The sequence below is a fragment of the Amycolatopsis sp. lyj-23 genome (assembly GCF_046549135.1).
Lineage (GTDB): Bacteria > Actinomycetota > Actinomycetes > Mycobacteriales > Pseudonocardiaceae > Amycolatopsis.
On sequence record NZ_JAJPWN010000029.1, the window covers coordinates 42,765 to 58,620 of the forward strand.

Here is a 15,856-nt window from a genome sequence, read left to right on the forward strand (position 1 = left end):
GGCCCATGCGGAAGGCAGCGCAGCGTTGCCGCCGGGTCCGTCCGGCAGCCGCTCACCCAGGCGGGGCGAGCTTCTCGCACAGCGAGGTCGGGAACTTCGGTTCCGCAGCCAGGATCTCCGCGCAGCCGCCGCCCTGCGCCGAGGCGAAGCTCGCCCAGCCGTAGCTCGCCCAGCGGTAGGCGACCCGGTTCGGCGCCTGGCCGCTGTGCCGCTGCAGGTCGTGGATCAGCCAGCTCTGGTCGCACGCCCGGGTGGTGCCGGGGTGCTCGGCCTCCGCGAGGGACTCCACCTGCGCGATCCACGCCCGGTCGCAGTGGTCGGCGGGCGGGTTGCAGCCGACGACGAGGTAGCACTGCTGCCTGCCGGCAGCCACCGGCCAGGCTTCACTGCCGTTGACGACCACCGGCCGGTTCCCGATCGGCGCAGTCGTCTTGATCGGGACGTCGACCGGCGTCTGCGGGCACCTCAGGTCTTGCTCGGCCCGGTACGAGACCACGGCATCGATGCGGTTGTCGGCCTCGGTGACCCGGGCGTGCGGCGCTTCGGCGCAGTTGGGCACCTGGACTTCCAGCACCGCGCTGTGGTCGTCCGGGCCCGGCCGGACGCCGGTGACCCACGCCGCCTGCTCCACGGGCTCGGGCAGAGCCGAAGTGGTCGCCGACGTGGTGACCGGCGTGGTTTCCGGTGCGGCGGTGCTCTTGTACGGGATGTCGAGCGCCAGCAACAGCCAGAACGCGAGCCCGCCCGCGGCGAGCGCTCCGAACATCCACAGCGCAGGCTTCACGAACCGCGACATCGAAGTTCCCCCCTCAATGTTGTGGCGGGAGCTTATCCGACGTCGAAAACCGCGCTACCGGCCGTAGCCCTCCGCGGCCAGCACCTTGCCCATCAGTTCGTAGGCGGCCGGGTCCTCCGGGGCCACCGTGGCGAGTCCGTCGACGTAGCGGTTGTACATGCAGAACGCCGCGGCGATCAGCACCGTGTCGTGCAGCTCGACGTCGGTCGCGCCTTCCGCGCGGGCGGCCGCGATGAGCTCGGGGGTCACGGCGCGGCCGGTCTCCCGCGTCGCCAGCGCGATCCGCAGCAGGGCCTTGAGCTTCTCCCCCACCGGTGCGTCGTCGACTCCGGCGCAGGCCGCGTCGACGACCGCGCGGCCGCCGTCGAGGGTTTCGGCCGCGGCCGCGGCGTGGCTGCCGTGGCAGAAGCGGCACTCGTTGCCGTTCGACACCACCGCCGCGATCAGCTCTCGCTCGCCGACCGTGAGGCTGCTCGGGCCGCGCAGCAGCGTCTGCGCCAGGTGGTTCAGCGGGACGGCCGTCTCGGGCCGGAACGCCATCAGTGACCGGATCCCGGGCAGCTGCGGGTCGAGCGGGATGTGCGGCATCGGTTCCTCCTCGCGGGGGCGGAAGATCGTCCCCGCAGTCTTCCGGCCGGCGGCGGCCCGGCCAACCTCCGTCTTGCCCAACCGGGCCGCCGCCGAAAAGCCGCGGAAACCCTCAGCCGATGGCGAAATCGTCCGCGTAGACGGCACTTTGGCCGTACCAGCCGTGGACGTACACCGTCACCGCGCCGGACGCCCCGGTCGTGAACGGCACCGACAGCTTCGTCCAGCCGCTGGCGGAGGTCCACGCGCTGGCGGTGGCACCGCCCCGGACGCCGACGTAGGCGTAGCTGCCCTGCACCCAGGCGGTGAGCGTGTAGGCGTGGTTCGGGGCCAGCGTCACGTTCTGCGCCGCTTCGCCGGTCGCCGACGCCGAGGGCACGACCTGCAGCGCGTGCGTGCCCGAGTGCGCCGGGGAGGCGACGACCGCGTCACCGGGAGCGGTCCACGGGCTCAGCGCACCGGTCTCGAAGCCGCCGTTGACCACGCCGCCCGCGGGCGGGGTGCCCTTGACGGTGAGGGTGAAGGTGGTGCTGTGGCTGCCGGAGGTGGCGGCGCCGGTCACGGTGAGCGGGTAGCTGCCGGGGACGGCGGCCGCGGTGGTGCTCACCGACAGCGTCGCGCTGCCGCCCGCGGTCACCGTGCCGGGGCTGACGGACGCGGTGACGCCGGCGGGCGCGCCGGTGACCGACAGCGCCACCTGCTGGGCGGAACCGGACGTGACGGCGGTGGTCACGGTCGCCGTCGCGGAGCCACCCGGGTCCACCGCGGCCGACGCCGGGTTGGCGGCGAGGGAGAAGTCGTTGCCGGGCACGGAGGTGCCGCCGGTGAAGGGTTCGAAGGCGTGGCTGAAGAACCAGGTGTCCTGGGCGATGCCGGAGCAGTTGTCCGCCGCGGCGCCGCCGGCGCAGCTGCCGTTGTCGCGTTGCAGCGCCCAGAACGACAGGGTGTTGATGCCCTTCGAGACGGCCCAGTTGTAGACGGTGGCGGCGTCGCCGGTGGTGAACGTCTCGGCCGGGCCGAAGTCGTCGACCCCGATCATCTCGGTGATGCCGACCATCGCCCACAGCTGCGTCTGCGTCTTGCCCGGGTAGAGCGAGGCGAGCTGCGAGACCAGGCCGGTCGCGGCGGTCTGGGTGTCGGACGCCATCTCGTGGGCGGCGTTGTCGTAGTAGTCGAAGGTCATCAGGTTGACGACGTCGACGCGGGTGCCGTTGGAGACGGCGTTGCGCAGGACGGCCAGCCCGCTGTCGGCGAGGCCATGGGTGGTCGTGGGCAGGGTGTAGGAGATCTGCAGGGAACGGCCGGAGGCCGCGGCCCAGTCCTGGACCTTCTTGATGGCCTTGTTGCGGCGGTCGATCCCGGCGGAGTTGGTCAGGGAGTTGTCCTCGATGTCCATGTCGAGGCGGGGGACGTCGTAGGTGGTGATCACCGACTCGTAGGCCGCGGCGATGGAGTCCACATTGGTGCAGCTGTCGGCGATTTCGGTGCCGGTGTTGTCGGCGGTGTAGCCGCCGAAGGACGGGATGACGTCGCCGCCGCGGGAGCGGATGGTGGCGATGTCGGCGCCGAAGGTGCTGTTGGCGATCGGCATGCCGGTGTCGCCGTTCCAGTACACCGTGCAGGAGCCCTTGGTCGCGGCCTGGATGAACGCCATCGTCAGGTGCTTGGCGCCGGACTGCTGGGCCAGCGCGGCGGGGCTTTCGCCGGTCCAGGCTTCGAAGTACGGCGCGAACACGTGCGCCGGCAGCGGTGTTGCGGCCTGGGCGGTCCCGGCCGCGGCGACCAGGGAACCGGCCGAAAACGCCGCCAGGGCCAGGGAAACGGACATTCGGGCGAAGAGTCTGCGTCGTCGCATCTGCACTCCAGGAACCGGCGGGGAGCCGTGCGGCGGCGGTGCACGGCGGGACACCCCAGGATTGGACCAGACCAATCCTGGCGTCAAGGTCCAGACCACTAAACCGGCCGGATGGCGGTAGCGGTTGCTCGCCGGACACCACCGGGCGCGAACACACCGGGTGAGCAACGATCGCGACAAAAACGTTCCAACACAGCCGACCGACCGGTAGCGTCCTGCGCCATGCGGGTGATGCGGGGGACGATTGGCCGACGCAGAGTGACCAAGCCGTGGCGAGCGGCGCCCAAGGCCGCCCTCTCCAGCCCGCTGACGCTGATCGTGGCGGCCGTGACGTCCCTGCTGGCCTGCTTCCTCGGCACGGCCGCGGTGCTGCAGGCGTCCGCGGCCGGCGGCGCGGCGGTGCGGTACCAGACGGGCATCACCTGCCCGGACAGCTACGGCCCGGTGTTCGGCAAGGGCAACATGCCGGTGCGGGACATCCCCGCGGTGACCGGCGCGATCCAGCGGCACGCCGCCGCGCACGGGTTCGGCGCGCCCGTCGTCGGCCAGTTCACCACCGTGCTGCGGGGCACCGAGTTCAACGGCGACCCGCACTACAAGATCCGCCTCGGCTACCGCGACCAGGTGGGCCTGGACAACCTGACGCTGCAGCAGGGCACCCGCGCGCCGGGGCTGTGGCTGGGCAACGTGGTGGCCGACGCCGAGCACATCGGCCTCGGCACGAAGCCGAGCCTGAAGGGCGTGCCGCTGCCGCCGGTCACCGGCATCTACCGCGACCTGCTCGACCCGCCGCCGCGGTGGTGGTGCTCCCAGCAGTCCGGGGCGGTGGTCGACCGGCTGGTGGACGACCCGATCGACGCCATCGTCTTCGCCACCGACCGCAGGACCTTCGACGACGCGATCAAGGCCATCGGCCTGCCGACCATGCAGTACTTCCACGTCTCGTTCTACGAGCCGGCGCCGGCGACGCTGAGCGCGGCGGAGGACCTGCTGCAGCGCTCGCAGGACCTCGTCGCCGACGTCCGCGCCGACCTGGCCGCCCAGGGCCTCGGCTCGCTGATCGCCGCCGACGTGCCGACGTTCGAGCGCTCGGTGCAGATTTCGCGACAGGCGCAGGACAACGTGTTCGTCTCGATCCTGCCGCTCGCGCTGATCAGCGTGCTGGTCGGCTGCGCGGGGCTCGGCACGGTGGCGCTGCAGTGGTACCAGCGGCGGCACGCGCAGCTGCGGCTGCTGTCCGCGCGCGGCAGCGGCCCCGCGGCGCTCGGCGGCCTCGCCGTCGCGGAGCTGGGCCTGCCGATCCTGCTCGGCGGCGTGGCCGGCGCGGTCGCCGCGCGGCTGCTGCTCGGCGTGTACGGGCCACCCGGCACCCCGGACCCGGCGGCCGTGCTGACGGCCGCCGGGGTCGCGGCCGGGACGCTGGCCGTGTCGCTGGTGCTGCTCGCGCTGGTGGTCGCGGTGCGGGTGCACCGGGAGTTCGAACTGGGCCGGGTGCGCCGCGGCGGCCGGAGGGTGCGGTGGCTGGCGTACTTCCCGTGGGAGCTGGCGACCGCGGGCATGGCGTGGCTGGGCTGGACGCGGCTGGCGCGCTACGGCACGACGTCCCGGCTGGGCAACCCGCTGCCGCAGGTCGATCCGCTCGCCTTGACCTACCCGGTGTTCGTGGTGCTGACGGTGGGCCTGCTGACCGCGCGGCTGGCGTGGCTGGCGCTGCACGCCTCGCACCGGGCCCGGTTCTGGTCGCGCCCGGCGCTGCAGCTGGCGATCCGGCGCCTGGCCGGCGCCCGCGCCCCGGTGACCGGGGTGCTGGTCATCGGCACCCTCGCCATCGGCACGCTGGCCACCGGCATCGGCATCGCCCGCGGCCAAGAGGACGCCCTGGACACGAAGTCGGCGATCTTCGTCGGCAGCAACGCCCGCCTCGACACCGACAGCCCGATCGGCATGGGCGCGGTCGCGGTGCCCGCCGCGCTGGCCGGGACCAGCACGGTGGTCGGCGAGCTGACCGGGACCGGCAGCGTGGTGCTCGTGGTCGACCCGGCGACGTTCACCCGCGGGGCCGCGGTGGACCGCGTGCCCGGCGACGACCTGGCCGCGCTGCTGCAGAAGATTTCGCAGCCGGACCCGCGCGGCACGCCGGTGATCCGGGTCGGGCACACGGCCAAGCAGAACGCCCAGCTGCCGGACGACCTGCCGGACGCGGTCGTCGCCGGTGACCTGCCGGTGTTCCCGATGATCGGCACCTCCCCCGGGTACGTCGTCTCGCGCACGGTGCTCAGCCACGCGCAGCTGGACGGCATTCCGAAGTGGAGCGTCCTGACGACCTCGCCGCTGGCGGAGGCGACGACCGCGCTGCGGGCGGCGGGGGTGTTCATCCCGAGCCGGATCAGCCGCGAGTCCGCTTTGGACGGTCTGCCGTTCTTCGTGGTGTCGTGGACGTTCTCGTTCGTCGCGCTGCTGGGCGCGGTGCTCGGGGTGGTGGCGATCCTGGCGCTGCTGGTGGCGGTCGAAGTCCGGCGGCGGCAGAACGCGCTGGCCGGGGCGCTGGTGCTGCGGATGGGCATGCGGCCGCGGACGCTGCTGGCCAGTCACCTGATGGAGCTGGGGGCGCTGAGCGGGCTGGCGATCGTCGTCGGGGTCGGGTGCGGCGTTTCGGTGGCGGGCCTGTCGGTGCCGCGGTTCGACCCGGCGACGTTCCTCGCGCCGCGCTCGGAGCTGCCGGACCCGCTGCCGTTCGTGCTGACCGTCGTCGTGATCGGCGTGGCGGTGGTCGCGCTGGCCGGCTGGATCGCGGTGCGCTCGGTGCGCACCGCCCGGACCGCGGAGCTGATCCGTGCCTGAGAAACCCATCTTTTCGCTACGGGGCATCGGCGTCGACTACCCGACCCCGGCCGGGGTCGTCACCGGCGTCGACGACGTGGACCTCGACGTGCCCGCGCGCGGCATGACCGTGCTCGCCGGGCCGTCGGGGTCGGGGAAGTCGACGCTGCTGCGGGTGCTGGGCCTGTTCGAACAGCCCGCGCGGGGCACGCTGACGTTCCAGGGCGCCGACGTCCGCAGGCTCAAGCACCGCGAGCGGCGGGCCCTGCGGCGCCACCACCTCGGGCTGGTGTTCCAGAACCCGGGCGACAACCTGCTGGCCTACCTGACCGTGGCCGAGAACCTGCACGCCGCGGCCGAGGCGGCCGGGACCGACTGCACGGCCGAGGACATCCTCGGGCAGCTCGGCCTGCACGGCACCGGCAGCTGGAAGATCTCGGCGTTGTCGGGCGGGCAGCAGCAGCGGCTGGCGTTCGGGTGCGTGCTGGCCGCGCGCTCGACGGTGATCCTCGCCGACGAGCCGACGTCGCAGCTGGACGAGGCGTCGGCCGACCTGGTGCTGGAAACCCTGCAGTACCTGGTGGACCAGGACTTCGCGGTCCTGGTCGCCTCGCACGACGAACGCCTCATCGACCTCGGCGCGCGGGTGGCCCGGCTGCACAAGGGCGCGCTCGAGGGCGTCGAAGAACGGGAGCCCCGGGCATGACAGTCGTGGAAGCGGTCGGCCTGCGCCGCAGTTTCGCCCACCCCAGCGGGGACATCGAAGTGCTGCGCGGGCTGGAGCTGCGGGTCGGCGCCGGCGAGCTGGTGACGGTGTCGGGCCGGTCGGGCTCGGGCAAGAGCGCCCTGCTGGCGCTGCTGTGCGGGTTCGACTCCCCCGACTCCGGCTGCGTGCTGCTCGACGGCGTCCCGATCAGCGGCGCGCCGTCGTGGCACACCTGCGCGGTGCTGCCGCAGGCACTCGGGCTGGCCAACGAGCTGACGATCGCCGAAAACGTCGCGCTGCCGCTGCGGCTGCGTTCGGACGTCCCGCGCCCCGCGCCGGAGGCGGTCGCCGCGCGGGTCACCGAGCTGCTGGACGAGCTGGGCATCGGCGACCTCGGCGACCGCTACCCGCTGGAGGTGTCCTTCGGCCAGCAGCAGCGGGTGGCGCTGGCCCGCGCGGTCGCGGGACGGCCGCGGGTGCTGCTCACCGACGAGCCGACCGCGCACCTGGACGCCGGGTCGACGCCCCGGGTGCTGCGGCTGCTGCGCCGCTGCGCCGAAGAAGGCGCCGCGGTGATCGTGGCCACCCACGACGACGAGGTCCACCGCATTGCGGACCGCCGCGTCCGCCTCCTCGACGGCGTGCTCACCGCACTGCTGGACTGACCGACGCCCGCGAATCCGGCACACCGGCGTAGTCGGGCAGTTCGACGCCGTTGATCGCGCGCTCGACCAGCGGCATGAGCGCCTCCATGTCCGGCTCGGCCGCCGCGGCGCCGGTGAGGCTCTGCACGTGCAGCCGCCCGATTTCCTGGTTCGCCTCGACGAACGGGCGCATCCGGGCCTCGAACCGGGCGAACGCGGCCTCGGGCTCCCACCCGGCGGTGGCCAGTTCCCCGGCGAGCAGGTAGGCGCCGACCAGGGCCAGCCCGGTGCCGCCGCCGGACATCGGCGACGAGCAGAACGCCGCGTCGCCGATCAGCCCCACCCGCCCGGCCGACCAGCGGTCCATGACCACCTGGGCGACCTGGTCGAGGTAGAAGTCCGGCGTGTCGTCCAGGTGCTCGAGGATGCGCGGGGTCAGCCAGCCCAGGCCGGCCATCCGCTCGCGCAGGAGGCGCTTCTGCGCCTCGATGTCGCGGTGGTCGACGTCGAAGCCGTCGGCCGGGAAGGACAGCATGGCCATCGCCCGGGTGGCGTCCTTCAGCGGCCGCAGGCCGGCCGAGCGGCCCTCGTGCTGGTGGTCGAGCATCCACCGGTCGATCCCGAACTCGTTGGGCACGCTGTAGAAGGCCAGCACGAGCCCGAGGTGGCGGACGAACCGCTCGCGCGGCCCGAAGACCGTCGCCCGCAGCGCCGAGTGCAGCCCGTCGGCTCCGATCACCAGGTCGAAGCGCCGCCGGTCGCCACCCGCGAAGGTGACGTCGACCCCGTCGGCGTCCTGGGCCACCTCGGCGATCCGGTCGCCGAAGCGGTACTCGACGTCGTCACGGGTGTCGTCGTAGAGCACCTGCGACAGGTCTCCGCGCAGGATCTCGATGTCGGCGATGTAGCCGTCACCGCCGTCGTCCTCCGCGCTGAAGGTCTCCAGCACGGTCCCGTCGGCGTCCACGGTGTACGCCCCGGCCGTGTCGGTGCGGGCCGCGCGCACCGCCGCGTCCAGCCCCATCCGCTTGATGACTTCCTTGGCGATCCCGCGCGCGTCGACCGCCTGGCCGCCGGGCCGCAGTCCGGGAGCGCGCTCGACCACGGTGACTTCGGCGCCCCGGCGCTGCAGCCAGTGGGCCAGCGCGGGCCCCGCGATGCTCGCCCCGGCCACCAACACCTTGTTCCCGCTCATCGCGGTCCCCCCAACGTCCGTTCCGATGCCGGTCGGGAGTGTAGCGGCGGCGGCCGCGCCAACCGATCAGGAATCGAGAAGCGCAGGTCAGCGACCCGGGAATAGCGTCGGTGTCGTACCGCAAGCGACGTACCAAAGACCACGACTTCAGGAGCACCGAAGATGAGCACCCAGGGGATCAAGACCGTCCTGCACCCCGTCACCGACCTGGCCGCCGCCAAGGCCGTCTACACCGCCCTGCTGGGCACCGAGCCGCAGGCCGACGCGCCCTACTACGTCGGCTACGACGTCGAGGGCCAGCACATCGGGCTGGTGCCGAACGGCGCGCAGCAGGGCATGACCGGGCCGGTGACCTACTGGCACGTCGGCGACATCGAGGCGAAGCTCGCCGAGGTGACGGCGGCGGGGGCGAAGGTCAAGGACGAGCCGAAGGACGTCGGCAACGGGCGACTGGTGGCGACCTTCACCGACGCCGACGGCAACGTCCTCGGCGTGCTGCAGGACCCGCAGGCCTGAGCCTCAGTCCAGCGCGGTGGCCCGGCTGACCTCCTCCCAGGCGGCCAGGTCCGCCGCGACGGCCTCGTGGTGGGCGCGGATCGCTTCGACGGCGTCCGCGCCCAGCGCGAGGCGCAGCGGGGCGTCGTCGCTGCCCACCGCGGCCACGATCGCCGCGGCCGCCTTGGCCGGGTCGCCGGGCTGGGTGCCGTCCATGTTCTCGACCGCTTCGCGCGTTCCGCCGGTCGACACCGCGTAGGCGTCGATCGTGCGAGAGCGGTGCATGCGGCCGCCGCCGAACTCGGTGCGGAAGGCGCCGGGTTCGACGATCAGCACCTTCACCCCGAACGGCGCCACCTCCGCGGCCAGCGCTTCGGAAATCCCTTCCAACGCGAACTTCGCCGCGCAGTAGGCGCCGAAGCCGGGCGGGGACAGCTGCCCGCCCATCGAACTGATCTGCACGACCGTGCCGCTGCCCTGCGCGCGCAGGTGCGGCAGCACGGCTTTGGTGACCGCGACGGCGCCGAAGAACATGACCTCCATCAGGGTGCGCAGTTCGTCCATGGTGAGTTCTTCGACCGCGCCGACCGAGCCGCTGCCGGCGTTGTTCACCACGACGTCGATCCGGCCGAACGCTTCGAGTGCCGCCTTCACCGCGGCGTCGGCCTGCCCGGCGTCGGTGACGTCCAGTGCCGCGGTCCGTACCCGGTCGCCGCCGCGCTCCACCAGTGCGCCGAGGGTTTCCGGCCGGCGGGCGGTGGCCAGCACGCGGTCGCCCGCGGCCAGCGCGGCCAGCGCGATCTCCCGGCCGAAGCCGGCGGAGCAGCCGGTGATCAGCCAGACGCGGCCGTCGGTGTTCGTCATGCTCGTTTCCTCCCGGTGCTTTTCCTCCTTCCCATCCTGGAGACGATCACGGCGGGGTCGCCAACACCGATGTCCTGCCGCGGCTACAGTCGGCGCCTGTGACCCCCGAGCTGCGGCAACTGCGCTACTTCGTCGCCGTCGCCGACGCGAGCAGCTTCACCCGCGCCGCCGCCGGGCTGCACATCGCCCAGCAGTCGCTGTCGCAGCAGATCACCGTGCTGGAACGCGGTCTCGGCGCGCGGTTGTTCGACCGCGGCGCGCGCGGCACGCGGCTGACCGCCGTGGGTCGGCTGTTCCTGCCCGAGGCGCGCGCGGTGCTGGCCCGCGCCGAGGAAGCCGTCGCGACACTCGGCCGGGCGGTGCGCGGCGAGATCGGCGACGTCCGGCTCGTCTTCCTCGCCACGACGGCGAACTACCTGCTGCCGCCGGTGGTCCGCGCGGTGCGCGAGCAGCTGCCCGGACTGGCGGTGACGACGGCCGAGGCGTCGATCGCCGAACTCGTCGAGGGCCTGCGCGAGGGCCGGTTCGACCTGGCGTTCACCCGGCCGCCGCTGGTCGGCGACCTGGTGTCCCGGACGTTGCTGACCGAAGAAGTGTGCGCGGTGCTGCCCGCCGGTCATCCGCTGGCCGACCGTTCCTCGCTGGAACTGGCCGACCTGAAGGACGAGCCGTGGGTGCTGACCCCGCGCAGCAGCTGGGAGCCGTGGCACCGCGGCTACGACGAGGACTTCGCCGCGGCCGGGTTCACCCCGCGGGTGGTGCAGCGGGCCGCCACCGTGCAGGGCCTGCTCGGCCTGGTCGCGGCCGGCGTCGGGGTCACCCGGCTGGCCCGGTCCTCGCACAGCCTCCGCCGCACCGGCGTGGTGTTCGTGCCGCTGGCGGGCGACGTCGCCCGCACGGAACTGGTGTGGGTGCCGGGCGAGGACAACCCGGCGGTGCGGGCGATCGCCGACGTCGCGGCCGGACTGGCGGCGGCCACGGACCTGACCCAGGCGGGCTGACCCTTGCCGCGGTCGGGGCGGGCGGCGCCGAGCGGCCGGCGGCGAGCGCCGCGACCTCGTCCGGCGCCGACCACCGGGGCACCTGGCCGGCGTTTCCCCTTCTCAGAAGGTTTTCGCGGTGTCGCGGGCGGCTTCGTGGGCGATGCGGCCGGCTTCCTCGGCGTCGCCGGTGAGGGTCGGGTGGAAGCGGATCTCGGTGACGTCCTCGATGCCGGTCCAGTTCAGCCAGCCGGTGAAGAACGGCGCCTGGAAGTCCGCCCCGAATTCGGGACCGAGCCCGGGGGCCCAGACGGCGCTGGTGTAGATGACCGCGGCGCGCTTGCCGCGGCCTTCGAGCAGGTGCCGGTAGCCGGTGACCGGGTCGACGCCGAAGACCCAGCCGGGCTGGGACACGACGTCGATGAACTGCTTGAGCACGTACGGCACGCCGGAGTTCCACATCGGGACGCTGAACAGGATCCGGTCGGCGGCGTCGAAGCGGGCGAACGCGGCCTGCGCCGCCGCCCAGGCGTCGGCCTCCTCGCCCTGCGGGGTGCCACCGCCGAAGACGGTCATCTTGGCGCGGGCGGCGGCCGGGCCGAACGCGGGCAGGGTGCCGTCCCAGAGGTCCCAGTCGTCGATGACGGCGTCCGGGTGGAGGCGGCGGTAGGTGTCCAGGAAGGCACCGGCCAAGCGCAGCGACTGGGCGTCTTCCCCGCGCGGGGACGCGGAAACGTGCAGCAGATCGGGCATCTCGAAGCTCCTCGGAAGGCGCGCCGGCTTCCGCCGGGCGAAGAATCGGACTAGAGTCCGCTTATGTCCTCGAACCGTAGCGGACCGCAGTCCGCTTCGTCAACGCCCGCCGAGCTGCCGGTCCTCGGCGCGCCCGTCCGGGAGCGGGCGGACGCCGCCCGCAACCGCATCCGCGTCCTGGAGGCCGCCGAGAAGCTCTTCGCCGACCGCGGGGTCGACGCGGTGACCATGGACGACGTCGCGGGCGCCGCCGGCGTCGGCAAGGGCACGCTCTACCGCCGGTTCGGCGACAAGGGCGGCCTCGCCATGGCCCTGCTCGACCAGCGGGAACGGGAGCTGCAGGAGCGGATCCTCACCGGGCCGCCGCCGCTGGGCCCCGGCGCGGAACCCGCGGACCGGCTCGGCGCGTTCGTCGAGGCCTACCTGGGCTTCCTCGACCGGCAGCTGGACCTCGTCCTGCTGTCGGAGACCGCCTCGACCGGGGCACGGTTCCGGACCGGTGCGCACACCCTGTGGCGGCAGCACTGCCGCCACCTGCTCGAGGCCGGCGGCGCGGCGGATGCCGGAATCGCCGCGGACGTCCTGCTCGCGGCCCTGGCGGCCGAGCAGGTCCGGCACTGGCGGCGGGAGCGGGAGCTCGAGTCGGTGGCACTGGCGGAGTCGCTCGTCCGGCTGGTGCGGACCTGGCTTCGGTGACGCACCGTGTCCGCCGCCGGGCCGGTCCGTAGAATCGGCGGCGATGCGTCGTCTTCGGTGGTACTGGGGAGCCCTCGTCCTCGCGTGCGTGGCCCTGCTGGCCGGTTTTTTCGTCTTCTTCGGCTCGGAAAGCCAACCCGGGCGGCCGCAGCCGCGCCAGGGTCCGCCGGGCACCGGCCCGCTCACCGTGGTCGCGATGGGCGACAGCACCGTGTCGGGCGAAGGCGCCGGCCAGTACACCGCCGCCACCAACGGCCAGGGCGGCAACTGGTGCCACCGCTCCCCCAACGCGTTCGTGGAGAAGATCGCCGTTCCCGGCGTCACCGCGCACGTCAACCTCGGCTGCTCCGGCGCGCCCGCCGAGCAGGTCGCGCTCGGCGACGTCAAGCAGTGGACCGAAGGTTCGCAGGCGCAGCAGCTGGCCGCGCTGGTGAAGGACCACCGCGTGGCGGCGGTGGTGATCGCCGTCGGCGCGAACGACGAACCGAAGTTCTCCAACCAGGTCAACGACTGCTTCAAGGCCTGGTTCAACCCCGGCGGCCCGGCGTGCAGCGACGTCCTGAAGCGGACCTGGCAGTCCAAAGTGGACGCCATGGTACCGAAGGTGGCGAAGGCGGTCTCGGACGTGAAGGCGGTACTGGCGTCCGCCGGTTACGTCCCGGCGGACTACCAGCTGATCCTCCAGTCCTACGCGGCGCCGATCGGCCCGGACCTGCCGGAGGACCTGCGCAGCCTCAACGGCTGCCCGTTCCGCACCGAGGACCTGCGCTGGATCGCCCAGACCGGCATCGGCGTGCTGTCCACCGGCCTCAAGGCGGCCGCGCAGCAGAGCGGCGCGCGGTTCCTGGACCTGGCCAAGGCGGGCGTCAAGCACGAGGCGTGCAGCGGCGGCGCGAACCCGGCGACGGAGTGGTTCACCCGCCTGACGCTCCAGCTCGCCGACCTCGGCCAAGCCGAACGCGCCGGCCACGCCCTCCAGGAGTCGTTCCACCCCAACGCGGCCGGCCACACAGCGATCGCCGACTGCCTCACGGAGTTCATCGCGGCCAAGGACGGCAACGCAACCTGCCTCGCCGGCGCAGACGGCAAGCTCCACGCGGTCCCCGAGGTCATAGCCCGCTGACCCCACGGGTCGGCCCGCGTACCCGGAAGGTCGCCCTGCGTACCCGAACAGTCGGCCTGCGTACCCGGAGCGGCGGCTTGCGTACCTGGAGGGTCGGCTGGTGAGCCGACCCTCGGGGTACGCGAACCGACCGCCTGGGTACGCAGGCCGACCCTCCGGGTACGTCAGCCGACCTTGCGCACGCGGGTCGTGTCCGCGTCCGCGGGGGTGCCGGCCGAGTCGAGCGGTGTCAACGGGGGCAGCGGGACGCCGTGTTCGTCCAGCAGCACCGAGTGCGGTTCCCCGGCGGTGAACGCGTGCCGTTCGCCCCACTGGCGCAGGGCGACGATGACGGTGAACAGGTCCCGCCCGGCCGGGGTCAGGACGTAGACCTGCCGACGGCCCGATGCGGCGGTCCGCCGGTCGAGGACGCCGCGCTCGACCAGGCGTCGCAGCCGGTCGGTGAGGATGTTGCGGGCGATCCCGGTGCGCTGCCGGAAGTCGGTGAACGAGCGTGCGCCGTCCATGGCGTCCCGCACCACCAGCAGGCTCCAGCGGTCGCCGACGAGGTCGAGCGTCCGCGCCACGGGACAGCTCGGGTCGGTCCAGCTCTCGGTCACCACACCTCCGGAAGAGTTGCTCTTCGAAACCATTCTGCCGTACGGTCGAATCAGTTGCAATTCGCTACCGATGGGGGCTGGATGGGCCGGAACACCCTGCTCGCGGCGATCTGCGGGACCGCGGTCGCGAGCATCTACGCCGCTCAGCCCGCGCTCGCCGGGATCGGCGCGGACCTGGACGTCCCGGCGCCGGATCTGGGCTGGATCGTCGCGGCCGGCCAGCTCGGTTACCTGGCCGGGCTGGCGCTGCTCGTCCCCCTGGGCGACCTGCGCGACCGGCGCACGCTCATCGCCGGGCACCTCGTCCTGACGGCGGCGGGCGCACTCGTCGCCGCCGCCGCGACCCGGCTCTGGGTGCTGCTGGCCGGGCTGGCCCTCGCCGGCCTGTTCGCGGTCGTCGTCCAGACGACCGTCGCCTACGCCGCGGCGACCGCCACGCCCGCCGAACGCGGCCGCACCCTCGGCGCGGTGACCTCCGGGGTCGTCCTCGGCATCCTCGGCGCCCGCGTCGCCGCCGGAGCGCTGGCCACGGCATGGGGCTGGCGCAGCGTGTACGTCGTGCTCGCCGTGCTCCTGGTGACGCTCGCCGGCTTGGTTCGCAAGCTTCTGCCGCCCGATCCGCGCCCCGGCCGTTCGTCGTACCGGGCCGCGTTGACGTCGCTGGGCGGGCTGTTCCGCGAGCGGCTGTTCGTCACGCGGGGGCTGATCGCGTTCTTCCTCTTCGCCTCGTTCGGCACGCTGTGGAGCGGGCTGGCGCTGCCGCTCGCGGCGGCGCCGTGGCGGCTGAGCGCGGCGCAGATCGGCCTCTTCGGGCTGGCCGGGCTGATCGGTGCGCTCGGCGCGGCCCGGGCCGGACGCTGGGCCGACGCGGGGTTCGCGCGCCCGGTCACCGGCGGCGCCCTCGCTCTGCTCGCCGTCTCGTGGCCGGCGATCGGGCAGGCGTCGTGGTCGCTCGCGCTCACCGTCGCCGGTGTGGTCGTGCTCGACTTCGCCGTGCAGGCCGTGCACGTGAGCAACCAGCACCTGCTGACCACGGCCCACCCGGACCGGACCAGCAGCGTCATCGGCGGCTACATGCTGTTCTACTCGCTGGGCTCGGCCCTCGGCGCCGCAGCGACGACGGCCGCGTACGCCACCGCCGGCTGGGCGGGCTCCAGCGTGCTCGGCGCGGTGTTCGCCCTCGGCGCCTCGGCCGTCGCCCTCACAGATCGAGCGCGGCCCGCAGGGCGATGTCGATCCGCTCCTGGACGTCCTGGTCGATCTCCGCGATCCGCTCGTCGAACCACGGGCGGTACAGGCGGGTCAGGTTGAGCGTCGACACCCAGTAGCGGGCGTCGATCGCCACGCCGAGGATGTCCATCGGGTCGCGGTCGAGCAGTTCGGTGCCGAGCAGCCAGGGGCGCTCGGACTCGTTCACCCCGTCCGAGGACAGCAGCACGACCGTGCGCTGCCGGGCCGGTTCGGTCGGGGGGTGGTACGTCCAGACTTCACCCCTGCGCACGCAGATCCTTTTCCGCCGCGCTGCGCTCGGCCTCGTCCGACTCCGCGACAACCGGCTCCGGCTTCTGCGGGGTGTAACCGGTGCGCACCGCCTCGCGCCGGGCCGCCTTCGACAGCCAGGACGAGACCGAGATTCCGTGGGCTTTCGCGGCTCGCTCGGCGAATTCCAGCGCGCCGCTGTCCAGCGAAAGAGTGACCTTACGTGTTGCCATACCTTTTACCGTACCAGCGCCCCGGCCGCC

17 protein-coding genes are annotated in these 15,856 nt (G+C 73.2%); 8 read left to right on the forward strand and 9 right to left on the reverse strand.

Annotated features, from left to right (window positions below; all coding sequences use genetic code 11):
• Positions 1–52: 52 nt before the first annotated feature.
• From ACLJPY_RS47210 to ACLJPY_RS47220, 3 genes are all read right to left on the reverse strand, one after another.
• Positions 53–796, reverse strand: a complete 744-nt coding sequence (locus ACLJPY_RS47210; protein WP_410597547.1) for a hypothetical protein — start codon at positions 794–796, stop codon at positions 53–55.
• Positions 797–850: 54 nt separating this feature from the next.
• On the reverse strand, positions 851–1,384 hold the full coding sequence (locus tag ACLJPY_RS47215; protein ID WP_410597548.1) for a carboxymuconolactone decarboxylase family protein: 534 nt from the start codon (positions 1,382–1,384) through the stop codon (positions 851–853).
• A 112-nt stretch (positions 1,385–1,496) separates the two neighbouring features.
• Positions 1,497–3,212, reverse strand: coding sequence for a glycosyl hydrolase family 18 protein (locus tag ACLJPY_RS47220; RefSeq protein WP_410597549.1), 1,716 nt, complete (start codon positions 3,210–3,212; stop codon positions 1,497–1,499).
• Positions 3,213–3,497: 285 nt separating this feature from the next.
• On the opposite strand from ACLJPY_RS47220, the gene ACLJPY_RS47225 reads away from it, so the two are divergent.
• From ACLJPY_RS47225 to ACLJPY_RS47235, 3 genes are read left to right on the forward strand one after another with little or no spacing between them, the layout of a single operon-like run.
• Complete coding sequence (locus tag ACLJPY_RS47225; protein ID WP_410597550.1) at positions 3,498–6,080, forward strand: FtsX-like permease family protein; 2,583 nt, start codon at positions 3,498–3,500, stop codon at positions 6,078–6,080.
• Positions 6,073–6,765 (forward strand): ABC transporter ATP-binding protein, encoded by a 693-nt coding sequence (locus tag ACLJPY_RS47230; RefSeq protein ID WP_410597551.1) that lies wholly within the window; start codon positions 6,073–6,075, stop codon positions 6,763–6,765. The genes ACLJPY_RS47225 and ACLJPY_RS47230 overlap by 8 nt, the downstream gene beginning before the upstream one ends.
• Positions 6,762–7,430 carry an ABC transporter ATP-binding protein gene (locus ACLJPY_RS47235; RefSeq protein ID WP_410597552.1) on the forward strand — a complete coding sequence of 223 codons (669 nt, stop codon included), beginning with the start codon at positions 6,762–6,764 and terminating at the stop codon, positions 7,428–7,430. Before ACLJPY_RS47230 ends, ACLJPY_RS47235 begins: the two co-directional genes overlap by 4 nt.
• Here the strand turns inward: ACLJPY_RS47235 and ACLJPY_RS47240 are convergent.
• Positions 7,411–8,604 carry an FAD-dependent monooxygenase gene (locus tag ACLJPY_RS47240; protein ID WP_410597553.1) on the reverse strand — a complete coding sequence of 398 codons (1,194 nt, stop codon included), beginning with the start codon at positions 8,602–8,604 and terminating at the stop codon, positions 7,411–7,413. The two genes, ACLJPY_RS47235 and ACLJPY_RS47240, sit on opposite strands and share 20 nt — an antisense overlap.
• A 162-nt stretch (positions 8,605–8,766) precedes the next feature.
• Between ACLJPY_RS47240 and ACLJPY_RS47245 the strand changes: the two genes are divergently transcribed.
• Positions 8,767–9,120 (forward strand): VOC family protein, encoded by a 354-nt coding sequence (locus tag ACLJPY_RS47245; protein WP_410597554.1) that lies wholly within the window; start codon positions 8,767–8,769, stop codon positions 9,118–9,120.
• Between the two features lie 3 nt (positions 9,121–9,123).
• On the opposite strand, the gene ACLJPY_RS47250 is transcribed toward ACLJPY_RS47245, so the two are convergent.
• The gene (locus tag ACLJPY_RS47250) at positions 9,124–9,963 is read right to left on the reverse strand and encodes an oxidoreductase (RefSeq protein WP_410597555.1); all 840 of its coding nucleotides are present in this window, start codon (positions 9,961–9,963) and stop codon (positions 9,124–9,126) included.
• Positions 9,964–10,061: 98 nt separating this feature from the next.
• Here ACLJPY_RS47250 and ACLJPY_RS47255 point away from each other — a divergent pair, with 98 nt between their 5' ends.
• Positions 10,062–10,964: a LysR family transcriptional regulator gene (locus ACLJPY_RS47255; protein WP_410597556.1), complete on the forward strand. Its 903-nt coding sequence runs from the start codon at positions 10,062–10,064 to the stop codon at positions 10,962–10,964.
• Positions 10,965–11,066: 102 nt separating this feature from the next.
• On the opposite strand, the gene ACLJPY_RS47260 is transcribed toward ACLJPY_RS47255, so the two are convergent.
• Entirely contained in the window at positions 11,067–11,696 is a 630-nt protein-coding gene (locus ACLJPY_RS47260) for an FMN-dependent NADH-azoreductase (protein ID WP_410597557.1), read from the reverse strand.
• A 63-nt stretch (positions 11,697–11,759) separates the two neighbouring features.
• On the opposite strand from ACLJPY_RS47260, the gene ACLJPY_RS47265 reads away from it, so the two are divergent.
• Both ACLJPY_RS47265 and ACLJPY_RS47270 read left to right on the forward strand, forming a co-directional pair.
• Positions 11,760–12,392 (forward strand): TetR/AcrR family transcriptional regulator, encoded by a 633-nt coding sequence (locus ACLJPY_RS47265; protein WP_410597558.1) that lies wholly within the window; start codon positions 11,760–11,762, stop codon positions 12,390–12,392.
• Between the two features lie 43 nt (positions 12,393–12,435).
• A complete protein-coding gene (locus tag ACLJPY_RS47270; RefSeq protein WP_410597559.1) occupies positions 12,436–13,515 on the forward strand; it encodes a GDSL-type esterase/lipase family protein in 1,080 nt (359 codons plus the stop codon).
• Between the two features lie 164 nt (positions 13,516–13,679).
• On the opposite strand, the gene ACLJPY_RS47275 is transcribed toward ACLJPY_RS47270, so the two are convergent.
• A complete protein-coding gene (locus ACLJPY_RS47275; protein ID WP_410597560.1) occupies positions 13,680–14,147 on the reverse strand; it encodes a winged helix-turn-helix transcriptional regulator in 468 nt (155 codons plus the stop codon).
• 48 nt (positions 14,148–14,195) lie between these two features.
• Between ACLJPY_RS47275 and ACLJPY_RS47280 the strand changes: the two genes are divergently transcribed.
• On the forward strand, positions 14,196–15,425 hold the full coding sequence (locus ACLJPY_RS47280) for an MFS transporter (RefSeq protein ID WP_410597561.1): 1,230 nt from the start codon (positions 14,196–14,198) through the stop codon (positions 15,423–15,425).
• On the opposite strand, the gene ACLJPY_RS47285 is transcribed toward ACLJPY_RS47280, so the two are convergent.
• A complete protein-coding gene (locus ACLJPY_RS47285) occupies positions 15,316–15,615 on the reverse strand; it encodes a hypothetical protein (protein ID WP_003092405.1) in 300 nt (99 codons plus the stop codon). The two genes, ACLJPY_RS47280 and ACLJPY_RS47285, sit on opposite strands and share 110 nt — an antisense overlap.
• Positions 15,602–15,826 (reverse strand): hypothetical protein, encoded by a 225-nt coding sequence (locus ACLJPY_RS47290; RefSeq protein ID WP_410597562.1) that lies wholly within the window; start codon positions 15,824–15,826, stop codon positions 15,602–15,604. Before ACLJPY_RS47290 ends, ACLJPY_RS47285 begins: the two co-directional genes overlap by 14 nt.
• Positions 15,827–15,856: the final 30 nt, after the last annotated feature.